The sequence below is a fragment of the Streptomyces sp. LN549 genome (assembly GCF_043203805.1).
GTDB lineage: Bacteria > Actinomycetota > Actinomycetes > Streptomycetales > Streptomycetaceae > Streptomyces.
The window spans coordinates 3415096-3429836 of sequence record NZ_JAZHRI010000002.1; the positions used below are offsets into that span (position 1 = coordinate 3415096).

Annotated in this window: 15 protein-coding genes; 6 read left to right on the forward strand and 9 right to left on the reverse strand. The window is 70.7% G+C overall.

Translation table 11 applies throughout. The features are described from left to right. Positions 1-15 precede the first annotated feature (15 nt). The 4 genes from SH922_RS15210 to SH922_RS15225 form a co-directional block, all read right to left on the reverse strand. Complete coding sequence (locus tag SH922_RS15210; RefSeq protein WP_393058494.1) at positions 16-465, reverse strand: hypothetical protein; 450 nt, start codon at positions 463-465, stop codon at positions 16-18. Between the two features lie 309 nt (positions 466-774). Beyond that, complete coding sequence (locus SH922_RS15215) at positions 775-1368, reverse strand: GrpB family protein (RefSeq protein ID WP_393058495.1); 594 nt, start codon at positions 1366-1368, stop codon at positions 775-777. A 79-nt stretch (positions 1369-1447) separates the two neighbouring features. Beyond that, a complete protein-coding gene (locus tag SH922_RS15220; protein WP_393058496.1) occupies positions 1448-1657 on the reverse strand; it encodes a DUF397 domain-containing protein in 210 nt (69 codons plus the stop codon). Beyond that, positions 1654-2532, reverse strand: a complete 879-nt coding sequence (locus SH922_RS15225) for a helix-turn-helix domain-containing protein (protein WP_393063574.1) — start codon at positions 2530-2532, stop codon at positions 1654-1656. Before SH922_RS15225 ends, SH922_RS15220 begins: the two co-directional genes overlap by 4 nt. A 454-nt stretch (positions 2533-2986) precedes the next feature. Here SH922_RS15225 and SH922_RS15230 point away from each other — a divergent pair, with 454 nt between their 5' ends. From SH922_RS15230 to SH922_RS15240, 3 genes are all read left to right on the forward strand, one after another. Then, positions 2987-3943 carry a helix-turn-helix domain-containing protein gene (locus tag SH922_RS15230; protein ID WP_393058497.1) on the forward strand — a complete coding sequence of 319 codons (957 nt, stop codon included), beginning with the start codon at positions 2987-2989 and terminating at the stop codon, positions 3941-3943. A gap of 216 nt (positions 3944-4159) precedes the next feature. Further along, on the forward strand, positions 4160-4717 hold the full coding sequence (locus SH922_RS15235) for a TetR/AcrR family transcriptional regulator (protein ID WP_393058498.1): 558 nt from the start codon (positions 4160-4162) through the stop codon (positions 4715-4717). Between the two features lie 71 nt (positions 4718-4788). Beyond that, the gene (locus SH922_RS15240) at positions 4789-6474 is read left to right on the forward strand and encodes an alpha/beta fold hydrolase (RefSeq protein WP_393058499.1); all 1686 of its coding nucleotides are present in this window, start codon (positions 4789-4791) and stop codon (positions 6472-6474) included. 122 nt (positions 6475-6596) lie between these two features. Here SH922_RS15240 and SH922_RS15245 read toward each other — a convergent pair whose 3' ends face one another. Then, positions 6597-7754 carry an acyl-CoA dehydrogenase family protein gene (locus SH922_RS15245; RefSeq protein ID WP_363067658.1) on the reverse strand — a complete coding sequence of 386 codons (1158 nt, stop codon included), beginning with the start codon at positions 7752-7754 and terminating at the stop codon, positions 6597-6599. Between the two features lie 174 nt (positions 7755-7928). Here SH922_RS15245 and SH922_RS15250 point away from each other — a divergent pair, with 174 nt between their 5' ends. Both SH922_RS15250 and SH922_RS15255 read left to right on the forward strand, forming a co-directional pair. Next, positions 7929-9272, forward strand: a complete 1344-nt coding sequence (locus SH922_RS15250; RefSeq protein WP_393058500.1) for a UDP-glucose dehydrogenase family protein — start codon at positions 7929-7931, stop codon at positions 9270-9272. 65 nt (positions 9273-9337) lie between these two features. Next, the gene (locus SH922_RS15255; RefSeq protein WP_393058501.1) at positions 9338-9709 is read left to right on the forward strand and encodes a VOC family protein; all 372 of its coding nucleotides are present in this window, start codon (positions 9338-9340) and stop codon (positions 9707-9709) included. Positions 9710-9728: 19 nt separating this feature from the next. Here SH922_RS15255 and SH922_RS15260 read toward each other — a convergent pair whose 3' ends face one another. From SH922_RS15260 to SH922_RS15270, 3 genes are read right to left on the reverse strand one after another with little or no spacing between them, the layout of a single operon-like run. Then, positions 9729-10925, reverse strand: coding sequence for a dipeptidase (locus tag SH922_RS15260; protein ID WP_393058502.1), 1197 nt, complete (start codon positions 10923-10925; stop codon positions 9729-9731). Between the two features lie 5 nt (positions 10926-10930). Further along, complete coding sequence (gene purE, locus SH922_RS15265; RefSeq protein WP_393058503.1) at positions 10931-11470, reverse strand: 5-(carboxyamino)imidazole ribonucleotide mutase; 540 nt, start codon at positions 11468-11470, stop codon at positions 10931-10933. After that, positions 11467-12606 (reverse strand): 5-(carboxyamino)imidazole ribonucleotide synthase, encoded by a 1140-nt coding sequence (locus SH922_RS15270; protein WP_393058504.1) that lies wholly within the window; start codon positions 12604-12606, stop codon positions 11467-11469. The genes purE and SH922_RS15270 overlap by 4 nt, the downstream gene beginning before the upstream one ends. 215 nt (positions 12607-12821) lie before the next feature. Here SH922_RS15270 and SH922_RS15275 point away from each other — a divergent pair, with 215 nt between their 5' ends. Next, the gene (locus SH922_RS15275) at positions 12822-13412 is read left to right on the forward strand and encodes a GtrA family protein (protein WP_393058505.1); all 591 of its coding nucleotides are present in this window, start codon (positions 12822-12824) and stop codon (positions 13410-13412) included. Positions 13413-13471: 59 nt separating this feature from the next. On the opposite strand, the gene SH922_RS15280 is transcribed toward SH922_RS15275, so the two are convergent. Continuing rightward, on the reverse strand, positions 13472-14737 hold the full coding sequence (locus SH922_RS15280) for an ATP-binding protein (protein WP_393058506.1): 1266 nt from the start codon (positions 14735-14737) through the stop codon (positions 13472-13474). Positions 14738-14741: the final 4 nt, after the last annotated feature.

The window sequence follows — 14741 nt, forward strand, 5'->3', positions numbered from 1 at the left end:
CGCCCGTCACTCGGTTCAGCCGAGCATGGAAGCGGCGATCAGCCCGACAACGACAGCGGCACACACCAGCACGGTCACGCCCCGTCCGCGCCTGCCCTTCCGGGTCCCCTGCCGCGGCCGGGCAGTCATCGGTGAGGGCCTCGCCCCCTCCGCCGCCCTCGAACCGGCCGTTTCGGCCAGCAGGCCGCGGCAGCAGGCCGCGAGACGGGTCATGTCGCCGTCGAGGGGGACGGTGGTCTCGGCGCGGGCCGGAGCGGTGGTTCCGCCGTCCAGGATGCGTCCGGCACGGATTCGCACCCGCCCGGACCCGTGGGAGGCGAGACTGATCCACCTGCCTGCGTCCTCGCCCCGGATCACCACGGTTCCGCCCCGTTCGCGGTAGACGGTGTGCCGCCGCCAGAGCAGCTTCCCCAGCGGTTCGGGGAGGTCGGACAGCATCGTCGCCTGCCGTCTGTCGTCGCTCAACGGCATGAGGCCGCCCGTCGGCTCATGGCGCGGGGACGCGTACGGGTGTGTCCCGTCCGCCTTCCGCGGGCCTCCACGGCCACGGCGGTACGTCTGTCGTTCGACCGGGGTCTGTGCCCCGGTATGTGCGTGGTCAACTCGCCGGTCCTTTCGGTCCACGCCGGTCGGCGTGATCACCGCTGGATTGTAGGCGTGAAGCAACCACGCACGCCTGCACGGAAATTGAGCGCCCGTGAGTCCTCTGTCACGGTTGCCCGGAGCTTCGGACGAACGCCCCCGACCGGGACCGGCTGAAGGTCCGTCCCGGCCCTACGGCCGCCAGCCCGTCGCCTGCGCCCAGCGCTCCGCCACAGTGACCACGAGGTCCACGACCGGGTCCTTGACGTCCGCGTACGTCCCCGTGTCCGGGACCGACGCGGCGAGCGTGCGTTTGAACGTCGCGTAGGCAGGCACGGACTCCGGGTGGCTCCGGAACCAGTCGCGGAAGAGCAGCGCGAGGCGCTCATTGGGCGAACCGGCCACCCGCACATGCAGGTTGACGTCCTCGGCAGCCGCCCCCGAACCCCCACGCCGCACCCACAGCCGCTTGCCCCAGCGCGCCGGACTGTCATCCAGGCCTGCGGGCACGTGGTCGCGCTCATACGGAGAGCGCCCGAACCCGAGTCGCGCCAAGGGCAGTTCGAAAGCGAGTGCCGCCGCCCCGAGATCCTCGACGCTCGCCTGGAGGTCGAAGACGGGCTTGGCCGTCATGCCGGGAATGGCGGTGGAGCCGATGTGCTCGACGCGCAGGGCCAGGGGGCCCATCTCCGCGCGCAGCCGGTCGGCCAATGCCTGGCCACGGCGCTCCCATGCAGGGTCGGCGGGGACGACTACGGGGCGGTCGGAGCTGGTTTCGTGGATCACCCGGCCGATTCTAGAAGGTCTCGGACGCCGCTGGACGACGCGGCGGGACGGCACTCATCGGCCGTGCGGGGCCGGCGGCTCAGCCCTCCGAGACGTACGCCGCGAAGTCCGTCCAGGCTCGCGGCTCGAAGGTGAGCCTGGGGCCGTGCGCGTTCTTGGAGTCGCGGACGTGGACCGTGTGGGGGGCGGCGGCGACCTCGACGCACTCGCTGCCGTTACTGCTGTCGCTGTAGCTGCTCTTGACCCACTTCAATGCGGAAGCATCCCCGGCAGACGACTTGCGGATCATGTCTCTCCCAGTACTTGCTCGATGAAGGCCATCGACTCCCGAGGGCTGAGAGCCTGGGCCCGGATCATGCCATACCGCAGCTCAAGGATTCGGAGCTGCTTCGGATCGGAGACGGGCCGGCCGCTGAAGGCCCCATCGGAGCGCCCCACCGCCGTACCGTCCCTGAACTTCAGCACCTGGATCTCCCCGTCGATTCCCGCATGCTCCTCGCGGTCCATCGGCATCACCTGAACCGTGACGTTGCGGGACTCGCCAACCTCCAGGAGGTGTTCGAGCTGGCGACGCAGAACCAACTTGCCTCCAAGCGGGCGCCGGAGCGTCACTTCTTCCTGGACAAACCCGAGCGTCGGGATGGGCGACCGCTGAAAGATTGCCTGCCGGGCCACCCGGGCGGCCACACCTCGCTCGACTTCATCCTGCGGGTACGCCGGCTGCCGCATCTCAAACAGCGCACGCGCGTACTCAGCCGTCTGCAACAGGCCGTGAAAGCTGCTGTTTCCGTAGGCCAGCAACTCCACCGCCTGAGCCTCCAGCTTCGCAAGCTCCCGCACCTTCTTCGGGTACCGGACCTCCGCCACGTCTCGCTTCATCGCCGCGACCTTCCCGCCCGCGCCGACTGCCTCGTCCACCCGGTCCAGGAACTCCGGCCGCGGGATCCGCCGCCCGCCCTCCACCTTGTAGACCAGGTCCTCCCCGTACCCGGTCGCGGCCGCGAGGTCGCCGGCCCGCATGCCCGCCGCCTCCCGCCAGGCCTTGATCTGGCGCCCCACCGCGGCGACCACCGCAGCCCCCGACTCGTCATCAGGATCAACCGCCCAGCCGGGCTCGTCCGCCCCGCCGTCACGCTGCTCCGTACCGTCGCCAACCACGCTCATGCGTGCCCCACTTCCGACGTGCGTGCCGTTCTTCCTCAACCGCTTCTGTTCCCGCACGTCACTCCGGACAGCCGGGACAGCACTGGACAAGACCCGGACAATCACCGTACGCAAGGGCTCGGTTGCCGGGCACGGTACGCAGATCAGTACCGTGACCGAATCCACCGGGTCGTGGACGCCCACGACTCCCTCGCCCACGACGCGGTGACCCACGACGCGGCTGCCCACGACGTCTAAAGGCTTTTAAAGAACTCAGGGAAATAACCCAACCAAACCCCACCCCACCCCCGTCCTGACCTGCGTCACTCGCGCGGGTGACAAATGGCAACTGGGCTGGATTTGGGACGGGTTGGCTGGCATATGCTCGCCGCGACAACCACAGAACTGAGACGGCCCCGGCCGGGACTGAGAATCCCGAGCAGGGGCCTGACCACGAGGAAGAAGACCCTTCCCGATGGATACCCCGCAGGTTATCGCGCCCCCGTGCGCCCCGCCCGGCTCCCCCGGCCCCCTTCCCGACGTCACGCCGACATCCGGCGTCATCCACGTCAACGTCCGCCACAGCTCCGGCTTCGTGATCATCGGCAACCACCTCGCCCAGCACGACGGCCTCTCCCTCATCGCGATCGGACTAGCCGTCCACATCCAGTCGCTGCCCGCCGGAGCGAAGGTCGGCATCAAGGTCCTCACCGACCGCTTCCCGGAAAGCGAAGCCCGCATCACGGCCGCCCTGCACGAGCTCGAAGCGACGGGCTACCTCCACCGCAGCCGCGTACGCCTCCCCGACGGCCGCGTCGTCACCCGCACGGTCTCGTACAACCGCCCGGACACCGCAGCACCGCCGGTCAGCACGCCGCGAACCGCACCCGAACAGGCCCCGAAAGCCGCCCAAACCCCTCCCGAATCCCCAACGGTGGCCCCGCCCCCGGATGAACCCTCACCGGCACCCGCCGCCACCGTCCGCGTACCGGCTCCCACCGCCCCCAGGACACCGCCCCCGCCGCTCCCCCAGCCGCACGCGCCCACCGCGCAGCTGACTCAGACGGCCGCAGCCGTCCTCGCCGACCTCCGTCGCCACGCGCCCCAACTCACCATCGCCGAACGCGACATCGAGGCCCTGACCCCCGGCATCGCCACCTGGCTCGAACGCCACACCCACCCCGCCACCATCCGCCACGCCCTCACCAACGACCTCCCCAACCCCGTCAAACACCCCGCCAAGTTCCTCCGCCACCGCATCACCACCCTCCTGCCACCCCCACTCCCCGGCACCACGGACCTCACATCCCCACCCCACCGCAGGACCATCACCATCCCGCTCCAGAACTGCGACACCTGCGACCGCGCCTTCCGCGCCACCGACCCCGGACACTGCCGCGACTGCCGAACCGATCTCCGGGAGACCGCTTAGCATGAACGTGACGCCCCTTGCCTCCGGGCACAGACGAGGAGCGCACGCCATGGCCATCGCCTCAGACGATGCACAGCGGGACTCGGCCCGTATCGGGCCATGCGCGAGATCGTCGAACCGCTGCAGGACAGCGTTCCCGGAAAGCTTGAGATCGCCAAGGAAGGGATCGACCGCCCCACGGTTGAAAGAATATGTAGATCGGTCTAGTTTGGCGGCATGGGACAGAAGGGCGCCGAGACGCGGGACCGACTACTGGACGCGACGCAGGAGTTGATCGAGGCCGGGGGCTACTTCGGCGCCGGGCTGAACAAGGTGATCGCCACCAGTGGCGCACCGCGCGGGTCGCTCTACTTCCACTTCCCCGGCGGCAAGGACCAGTTGGTCGGCGAGTCCGTCCGACGGGCAGGCCGGACGATCGGCGACGCACTGGGCGACCTGGCCGGCTCCGGCCCGTCGGCGGCCGAGTTCGTGGGCGGGATGCTGCGGCACCTGGGCGACCGGCTGGAGGAGTCGGACTGGCGCAAGGGATGCCCGGTGGCCGCGGTGGCGCTGGAGACGGCCGCCACGAACGACCCGCTCCAGGAGGCCTGTTCCGAGGTGTACGCCTCCTGGGAGGCCGCCCTGCGTGCGCAACTGGCGGGCCGTCCGGACGCCGACGACCTCGCCGTCACCGTCCTGGCCCTGATCGAGGGGGCCCTCCTGCTGGCCCAGGCGCATCGAAGCAGGAGGCCGCTGGACAGCGTCGCCCGCCAGATCGGCACCCTGTTGACCTGACACGGCCCGCCGCAACCGGCGGGCCGTTGCGCTGTCCAGAAAATATGTAGACCGATCTATTGAGGAGTTCCATGGATGCGATCGTCTTCGGTGCGACCGGCTTCATCGGCCGCAGCCTCGTGGCCGAACTGCTCACCCGGGGGCAGCGGGTGGCGGCAGTCGTACGCAACGACACCCTCACGCCCTGGCTGACCGCCCAGGGCGTTGACACCGGCGGGCTGGAACTCGTCGCCGCCGACATCACGCGACCGCTCTCGGGGCTGCCCGAGGTGCGCGACGTCTACAACGCCGCCGCCCGCTACGCCTTCGGCCTCGGTGTGGAGGAGGCGCGGGCCGCCAACGTCACCGGGGCGCTCAACGTGCTCGACTGGGCCGCCGTGCTGCCCGGGCTGCGGCGGCTGGTACACATCAGCGGGTACCGGGTGAGCGCGGGCGACGGACGTCCGGACCATGCCGCGCTGGGAGCGTACGAGGCGTCGAAGGCGGAGGGTGACTTCGCGGTGCGCGAGCGGGCCCGCGAGTCGGGGGTCCCGCTGACCGTCGTCAATCCCAGCACCGTGATCGGGCCCGGCCAGTATCTCGGTCTGGCCACCCTCGTCGAGGACCTGTGGAACGGCCGGCTGCCCGCGGTGCCCGGCGGCCCGGACACCTTCCTGCCGATCGTCACCATCGACTACTTCGTACGGTTCCTGGCGGAGGTCCCCGCATCTCCCCCGGGGGAGCACTACTGGGTGCTCGACGACACCACTCCCCTCCTGCCCGAGCTGATCGCCACAGTCGCCCGCCACACAGGAGTGAGGGCGCCTCGCCGAACCGTTCCCGTCGGCCTGCTGCGCCGCCTGCCGCGCACGTTGACCGGCGCCGATCCCGAGACGCTGTCCTTCCTGTCGGCCGACCGCTACCCGACATCCTCGGCCCGCGCGTTCGCCGCGAGCGCCGGTCTGGAGATGCCTCCGGCCGCCGACGCCCTGGGCGCCTGGGCCGACGACCTGGTGGCCGCCCGCTTCGGTGCCGGGTCGCCCCGGCTGAGCCCGTACGGCTTCCGCGACGTGGCAGGCAGCCGTACCTGGGTGGCCGGAGAGCGGCACGACCCCGCACACGTCCTGCTGCACGGGCTGCCGATGAACGCCGACCTCTGGGCACCCCTCGCCGCCCGGCTCCCCGGCCCTGTCCTGGCCGCCGACCTGCCGGGGCTCGGCCGCTCGGCGGCCACGAGCCGGTCGGTGGACGCGTGGCTGGCCGGCCTGATGAGCCCGGTCCGGACCCGCCCGGTGCTGGTCGCGCACTCCCTGGCCTGCGGGCCCGCGCTGCGCTTCGCCGTCGGCCACCCGGACCGCGTCAGCGGGCTCGTCCTCGTCTCTCCGTCGTTCCTGCAGGCGCCCGCCCCGCGGCGCGTCCGCTCGGGGCTCGCCGCGGCGATGATGCGGCGTATGTCCGCCGCCCGGCTGGCTCGGTCGCTCGGTGTCCCCGAGGGGCCCGAGGTGGAGAGCGCCGCAGCGGACCTGCGTCGTCGCGGGGTGGCGCGCCGGGTGGTCGCCGCGGTGCGCGCGGACGTCGCCGGGCGCCGGCAGTCACGGGCTCTGCTGGACCGGGTGAGTGTCCCGGTCCGGATCGTCGTCGGTTCGGCCGACCCCCTGGTCGTGCCGGCCGCACACCCGGTGGGCGAGATCGCCGGAGCTGGTCACTATCCCCAGCTGACCCACCCGTCCCAGCTCGCCCGTCACCTCGGGGCCGGTTCCGATCGCGTCGGGCGATGACACGCGATCCATGGGCCGGACCGGAGTTCCCCGAACAGCAGGACGCTGACCGGGGTTCCCCGAACAGCAGGACGCCCCGCACCCGGGACGATCCGGGTGCGGGGCGCGGGAACCGCTTGCCGCTACGGGAGGTTGCGGGCCATGACGATCCGCTGGACCTGGTTCGTGCCCTCGTAGATCTGCGTGATCTTCGCGTCGCGCATCATCCGCTCCACGGGGTAGTCCCGCGTGTAGCCGTAGCCGCCGAGCAGCTGGACCGCGTCCGTGGTGATCTCCATCGCGACGTCGGAGGCGAAGCACTTGGCCGCGGCGCCGAAGAACGTGAGGTCGCCGTCGAGGCGCTCGGACTTGGCGGCGGCCGAGTAGGTGAGCTGGCGGGCCGCCTCCAGCTTCATGGCCATGTCGGCGAGCATGAACTGGACGCCCTGGAAGTCGCCGATCGGCTTGCCGAACTGCTTGCGCTCCTGGACGTAGCCCTTGGCGTAGTCCAGCGCGCCCTGGGCGACGCCGAGCGCCTGGGCCGCGATCGTGATGCGGGTGTGGTCCAGGGTCTTCATCGCGGTGGCGAAGCCGGTGCCCTCCTCGCCGATCATGCGGTCGGCGGGGATGCGGACGTTGTCGAAGTAGACCTCGCGGGTCGGGGAGCCCTTGATGCCGAGCTTCTTCTCCGGGGCGCCGAAGGAGACGCCCTCGTCCGACTTCTCGACGACGAAGGCCGAGATGCCCTTGGAGCGCTTGGTCGGGTCGGTGACCGCCATGACCGTGTAGTACTCGGAGACGCCCGCGTTGGTGATCCAGCGCTTCACGCCGTTGAGGACCCAGAAGTCGCCGTCGCGCACGGCCCTGGTCTTCATGCCGGCGGCGTCGGAACCCGCGTCCGGCTCGGAGAGGGCGTACGAGAACATCGCGTCACCCTTGGCGAGCGGGCCCAGGTACTTCTTCTTCAGGTCCTCGGAGCCGGAGAGGATCACCGGGAGCGAGCCGAGCTTGTTCACGGCCGGGATGAGGGAGGAGGACACGCAGGCGCGGGCCACCTCCTCGATCACGATGACCGTGGCGAGCGCGTCGGCGCCGGCGCCGCCGTACTCCTCCGGTACGTGGACCGCGTGCAGGTCGGCGGCGGTGAGGGCGTCCAGCGCCTCCTGCGGGAAGCGGGCCTCCTCGTCGACCGCGGCCGCGAACGGGGCGATCTTCGCCTCGGCGAGCGCACGCACCGTCTCACGGAGCATGTCGTGCTCCTCGGCCGGACGGTACAGGTCGAAATCGGTCGAACCCGCCAAGACGCTCACTCCCCAAGATGCTAACTACCGTTAAGTAACCCAATTTTAGGCGCCTGCCCCGGCAAAGGCATACGCGCGCGGGCCGTGAGCTTCACGACAGCCTGAATGGGACGTTTCAAAGGCAGGACTATGCTCGTTCACCGCACGTCTGTCCGCATCTCACTGGAGCACTACATGGCCCTCAGGATCACTGTGATCGGCACCGGCTATCTCGGCGCCACCCACGCCGCGGCCATGGCGGAACTGGGCTTCGAGGTCATGGGGCTCGACATCGTGCCCGAGAAGATCGAGATGCTGTCCGCCGGCCGGGTCCCGATGTACGAGCCGGGACTCGAGGAGATCCTGGAGAAGCACGTCGCGGGCATCGAGGGCTCCACCGGGCGGCTGCGGTTCACCACTTCGTGGGAGGAGGTGGCGGAGTTCGGCGATGTGCACTTCGTCTGCGTGAACACCCCGCAGAAGCACGGCGAGTACGCCTGCGACATGAGCTACGTCGACAGCGCCTTCGACTCGCTCGCACCCCTCCTGACCAGGCCCGCCCTGGTCGTCGGCAAGTCCACCGTCCCGGTCGGCTCCGCGGCCCGGCTCGCGGCGCGGCTCGTCGAGCTCGCGCCCGTGGGTGAGGGTGCCGAGCTGGCCTGGAACCCGGAGTTCCTGCGCGAGGGCTTCGCCGTCAACGACACCCTGCACCCCGACCGGATCGTCGTCGGTGTGGAGAGCGAGCGGGCCGAGAAGCTGCTGCGCGAGGTGTACGCCGTGCCGGTCGCGGAGGGGTCCCCGTTCGTGGTGACGGACTTCCCGACCGCCGAGCTGGTGAAGACCTCCGCCAACTCCTTCCTCGCCACCAAGATCTCGTTCATCAACGCCATGGCGGAGGTCTGCGAGGCCGCCGACGGCGACGTGGTGAAGCTGGCCGAGGCGATCGGCCACGACGAGCGCATCGGGAAGAAGTTCCTGCGGGCCGGCATCGGCTTCGGCGGCGGCTGCCTCCCCAAGGACATCCGCGCCTTCATGGCGCGCGCCGGCGAGCTGGGTGCCGACCAGGCCCTGACCTTCCTCCGCGAGGTCGACTCCATCAACATGCGCCGTCGCGGCCACATGGTGGAGCTGGCCCGGGAGGCCGTGGGCGGCGACTCCTTCCTCGGCAAGCGGGTCGCCGTGCTGGGCGCGACGTTCAAGCCGGACTCGGACGACGTACGCGACTCACCGGCACTGAACGTCGCCGGCCAGATCCATCTCCAGGGCGGCCAGGTCACGGTCTTCGACCCGAAGGGCATGGACAACGCCCGGCGGCTCTTCCCCACCCTCGGTTACGCCGGCACCGCCCTGGACGCCGTGCGCGGCGCGGACGTGGTGCTGCACCTGACGGAGTGGCGCGAGTTCCGCGAGCTGGACCCGGAGGCGCTGGGCGAGGTCGCCGGCCGCCGCATCATCCTGGACGGGCGCAACGCCCTGGACCCGGCCGTGTGGCGCGAGGCCGGGTGGACCTACCGGGCGATGGGGCGGCCGAAGGCCTGAGCCGCACCCGCGCGCCGTCTCCGCCTCTCAGCCGACCGATCAGATCCGCCCAAGGAGGAAACGTCATGGCCATCGCCACACTGGGTGCAGTCGTCCTGGACTGTCCGGACCCCCTGGCCCTCGCCGGCTTCTACGCCGGGCTGCTGGGCGGAAAGGTCACCGTGATGGAGGACAACGACGACAGGTGGGTCGACCTCACCGGCGGCTTCGGCACGCCGCTCGCCTTCCAGGCCGCGCCCGGCTTCGTACCACCGCGGTGGCCGAGTGCGGACGGCTCGCAGCAGTTCCACCTCGATCTGAAGGTGGAGGATCTGGACGCGGCGGAGCGGGAGGTGCTGGCGCTGGGTGCGACGGTGCTCGACGCCTCCGACCGGAAGCGGAGTTTCCGGGTGTACGCCGATCCGGCGGGGCACCCGTTCTGTCTCTGCGCCAATTAGACGCCCGGCGCCCCAGGACTCAGACCGCCGGGCCGTCCAGCTGCTCGATCGTGGCGTGGGACGGGCTGCGGCGGGTGCGCAGGTCCCGGGCCACGTCCTCGGCGGCGCGCAGTACCCGTACCGCGTTCTGCCAGGTGAGCTTGGCCAGGTCGGCGGCGGACCAGCCGCGGCCCAGGAGCTCCGCGATCAGGTTCGGGTAGCCCGCGACGTCCTCGAGGCCCTGCGGGAGGAACGCGGTGCCGTCGTAGTCGCCGCCGATGCCGATGTGGTCGATCCCGGCGACCTCGCGCATGTGGTCGAGGTGGTCGGCGATCGTGGCCACGGTCGCCATCGGGCGGGGGTTCGCCGCCTCGAACGCGGCGTGGATCTTCATCGCCCGCTCGGTGGTGTCGAGGTGGTGCAGGCCCTGGGCGCGCATGTTCTCGTCCGCGGCCCGCGTCCAGGCGACGGCCTCCGGCAGGACGAACTTCGGTACGAAGGTCGCCATGGCGATGCCCCCGTTGGCCGGGAGCTGCGCGAGGACGTCGTCGGGGATGTTGCGCGGGTGGTCGCAGATCGCCCGCGCCGAGGAGTGCGAGAAGATCACCGGCGCGGTCGAGGTGGCGAGCGCGTCGCGCATCGTCGTCGCCGCGACGTGCGAGAGGTCGACCAGCATGCCGGTGCGGTTCATCTCCCGTACGACCTCGTGGCCGAAGGGCGAGAGCCCGCCGACGCCCGGGTCGTCCGTCGCCGAGTCCGCCCAGGCGATGTTGTCGTTGTGGGTGAGCGTCATGTAGCGGACGCCGAGGGTGTGCAGGGCGCGCAGGGTGCCCAGCGAGTTGTGGATGGAGTGGCCGCCCTCGGCCCCCATCAGGGAGGCGATGCGGCCCTCGGAGCGGGCCGTCTCCATGTCGTCGGCCGTCAGCGCGCGGCGCAGGTCGGCGGGGTGGCGCTCCAGGAGTTCGGCGACCGCGTCGATCTGCTCCAGGGTGGCGCTCACGGCGTCGTCGCCCGCCATGTCGGACCGTACGTACACGGACCAGAACTGGGCTCCGACTCCCCCGGCGCGCAGCCGGGGGATGTCGGTGTGCAGGTGGGCCGACTGGTCGGTGGCGATGTCTCGCGCGTCCAGGTCGTAGTTGACCTGTTCGCGCAGCGCCCACGGCAGGTCGTTGTGACCGTCGACGACGGGGTACTCGGCGAGGAGTTCCCGGGCCCGGTCCAGTCGGTCCGTCACCGTTCCTACTTTCCGAAGCCGAAGGAGTCGGGGCTCTGGACCTTGCTGCGCAGGCGCTTGCCCTTCTCGGTGGCCTGGTCGTTGAGGTCCTGCAGGAATTCGGTCATGCGGGTCTGCAGTTCGCTGTCGTGGGCGGCGAGGATGCGGACGGCCAGCAGACCCGCGTTGCGCGCGCCCGCGATGGACACGGTGGCGACCGGGATGCCGGCGGGCATCTGGACGATGGACATGAGGCTGTCCATGCCGTCCAGGTACTTCAGCGGGACCGGCACGCCGATGACGGGCAGCGGGGTGACCGAGGCGAGCATGCCGGGCAGGTGGGCGGCGCCGCCCGCACCGGCGATGATCGCCCGGAGGCCGCGGCCCGCGGCGTTCTCGCCGTACGCGATCATTTCGCGCGGCATGCGGTGGGCGGAGACGACGTCGACCTCGTAGGGGATCTCGAACTCGTCGAGGGCCTTGGCCGCTGCTTCCATGACGGGCCAGTCGGAGTCCGAGCCCATGACGATGCCGACGACCGGCGCGGTGGAGGCGGGGGAAGTCATTCGGTGATCGTTCCTCGCAGGTAGTCGGCCGCGTGCCGGGCGCGCTCCCGCACGTCCGCCAGATCGTCGCCGTAGGTGTTGACGTGGCCGACCTTGCGGCCGGGCTTCACGTCCTTGCCGTACATGTGGATCTTGAGCTGCGGATCGCGGGCCATGCAGTGCAGGTATGCCTGGTACATGTCCGGGAAGTCGCCGCCCAGCACGTTGGACATGACCGTCCAGGTGGCGCGCGGGCGCGGGTCGCCGAGCGGGAGGTCCAGGACGGCCCGGACGTGGTTGGCGAACTGCGAGGTGATCGCGCCGTCCTGGGTCCAGTGCCCGGAGTTGTGCGGGCGCATCGCCAGTTCGTTGACGAGGATCTGCCCGTCGCGGGTCTCGAAGAGCTCGACGGCGAGGTGACCGACCACGCCGAGCTCCGCGGCGATACGGAGGGCGAGCTGCTGGGCCTCGCCGGCGAGCTTCTCGCTCAGGTCGGGGGCCGGGGCGATGACCGTGTCGCAGACGCCGTCGACCTGGATGGACTCGACGACCGGGTAGGCGACGGCCTGGCCGTGCGGCGAGCGGACGATGTTGGCCGCCAGCTCCCGTACGAAGTCGACCTTCTCCTCCGCGAGGACCGGGACGCCGGCTCGGAAGGGGTCGGCGGCGTCCGCCTCGGAGCGGACCACCCACACGCCCTTGCCGTCGTAGCCGCCGCGCACGGTCTTGAGGATGACCGGGAAGCCGCCCACCTCCTCGGCGAAGGCGGCGGCGTCGGCCGGGTCCTCCACGATGCGGTGGCGGGGGCAGGGCGCGCCGATCTCGGTGAGCTTCGCGCGCATCACCCCCTTGTCCTGGGCGTGCACCAGGGCATCGGGGCCGGGGCGCACGGGGATGCCGTCCGCCTCCAGGGCCCGCAGATGCTCGGTGGGCACGTGCTCGTGATCGAAGGTGATCACGTCACAGCCGCGCGCGAAGGCTCGCAGCGTCTCCAGGTCGCGATAGTCGCCTACGACGACTTCATTCACGACCTGGGCCGCCGAGTCCTGAGCGGTGTCACTGAGGAGCTTGAACTTGATGCCGAGGGGGATGCCCGCCTCGTGGGTCATACGGGCGAGCTGACCGCCACCGACCATGCCGACTACCGGGAACGTCACTCCTCCAGGGTATCCGCACCGTCCGGGGCCACCCGACGATGCCCTGGGCCATGCCGTCCCGGCCGGTCCGCCGGACCGTCCCGGAAGGGGCTGTGGGGTGTCACGGCCTCGCCACACCTGTATCCCTACTCACAGGCAGGCGACCGGCCGCCTGGTTAGCATGGCTGGGTTGACGGAACCTGAAGCCGAACCGACAGACGGGCTGAGCGATCACCATGAGCGAACGGGGCGCACTGCGGACCCGGCTGGATCTGCTGGCCCGGGAGGTCGCCAAGTTCGGCGTGGTCGGCGCGGTCGGCCTGGTCGTCAATATCGCCGTATCCAACCTGCTGTGGCGGTACACGGACATCCCGACGGTGCGAGCGGGCCTGATGGCGACGGCCGTCGCGATCCTCTGCAACTACGTCGGCTTCCGCTACTGGACGTACCGGGACCGCGACAAGAGCGGCCGGACCCGGGAACTGACCCTGTTCCTGCTGTTCAGCGCGGTGGGTGCGGTCATCGAGACCGGTGTGCTGTACGTCGCCACGTACGGGTTCGGCTGGAACAGCCCGGTCCAGAGCAACGTCTTCAAGATCCTCGGAATCGGCATCGCGACGATGTTCCGGTTCTGGTCCTACCGGACGTGGGTCTTCCGGGCGCTGCCTGACAAAGACGTGGTCGTGAGCACGGAGGACGTGACCGTGATCACGGAGGACCTGGCCGCAAGCCCGGAGGACGTCGCACAGGCGGCGCGTGCCGTTTCCGTACCGGCTCCGGCTCCGGCCGCAGCGGTGCGGGTCGAGGCGGACACGGCCCGGCGCTAGAGCCGGGCCCGTAGGACGGCCACGCCGGACGGCCCCGTAGGACGGTCACGTGTGGCCGGTCACCTCACCGGGCGTTCCGGTTCCTCTCTGTCCAGGGCCACCTGGCTGAGGAACAGCGCGAAGACCGGGGGCTGCTGCTGGAGCAGTTCGAGGCGGCCGCCGTCCGCCTCCGCGAGGTCGCGGGCCACCGCGAGGCCGATGCCCGTGGAGTTGCGGCCGCTGATGGTCCGCTCGAAGATCCGCGCTCCCAGGTCGGCGGGGACCCCCGGGCCCTCGTCCGTCACTTCGATGACCGCCTGATTGCCGGTGACCCGGGTGCGCAGCGCGACCGTACCGCCGCCGTGCATGAGTGAGTTCTCGATCAGCGCGGCGAGCACCTGTGCGACCGCGCCCGGGGTCCCGACGGCCCGCAGCCCCTTCTTGCCGGAGCGGACGACGGCGCGGCCCTCGCTCCGGTAGGCCGGGCGCCACTCCTCGATCTGCTGCTTGACGATCTCGTCGAGGTCGAAGACGACGGCCGAGCCGGTCCGCGGGTCCCGGGCGTTGGTGAGCAGCCGCTGGACCACGTCCGTGAGCCGCTCGACCTGGGTGAGGGCGATGTTCGCCTCCTCCTTCACCGTCTCGGGGTCGTCGGTGACGGAGATCTCCTCGATCCGCATGGAGAGCGCGGTGAGCGGCGTACGGAGCTGGTGGGAGGCGTCGGCGGCGAGCCGGCGCTCCGCGGTCAGCATCCGGGCGATCCGTTCGGCGGAGGAGTCCAGGACGTCGGCCACCCGGTCCAGCTCCGGCACCCCGTACCGCTTGTGACGTGGGCGCGGGTCGCCCGAGCCCAGGCGCTCCGCGGTCTCGGCGAGGTCGGTGAGCGGAGAGGCCAGCTTGTTGGCCTGGCGTACCGCCAGGAGCACCGCGGAGACGATGGCCAGCAGCGCCACCGCACCGATGATCATCAGGGTGCGGCCGACCTCGCGGGTGACGGAGGAGCGGGACTCCTCGACAGTGACCTTCTCGCCGTGTTCGCCCTCCTCCGTGGCGGTGATCACACTGCCGCTGGGGCGTTCACCGACCTCGATGGGGGCACGGCCGGGCATCTTCACCAGGGCGTAGCGCTCGTCGTCGATCTGTTCGGCCAGCACGTCGGGGTTGATCCGCTCGGCGCCCAGGAGCCGGCTCTCGATCACGCTGATCAGCCGCAGCGCCTCGGAGTCGACACTCTCCTGGGCGCTGCTGCTGATGGTGCGGGTCTCGACGATGACGAGGGAGACGCCGAAGACGGCGATCACCACGAGCACCACGGCGAGGGTGGAGTTGATCAGACGTCGGCGCATGACT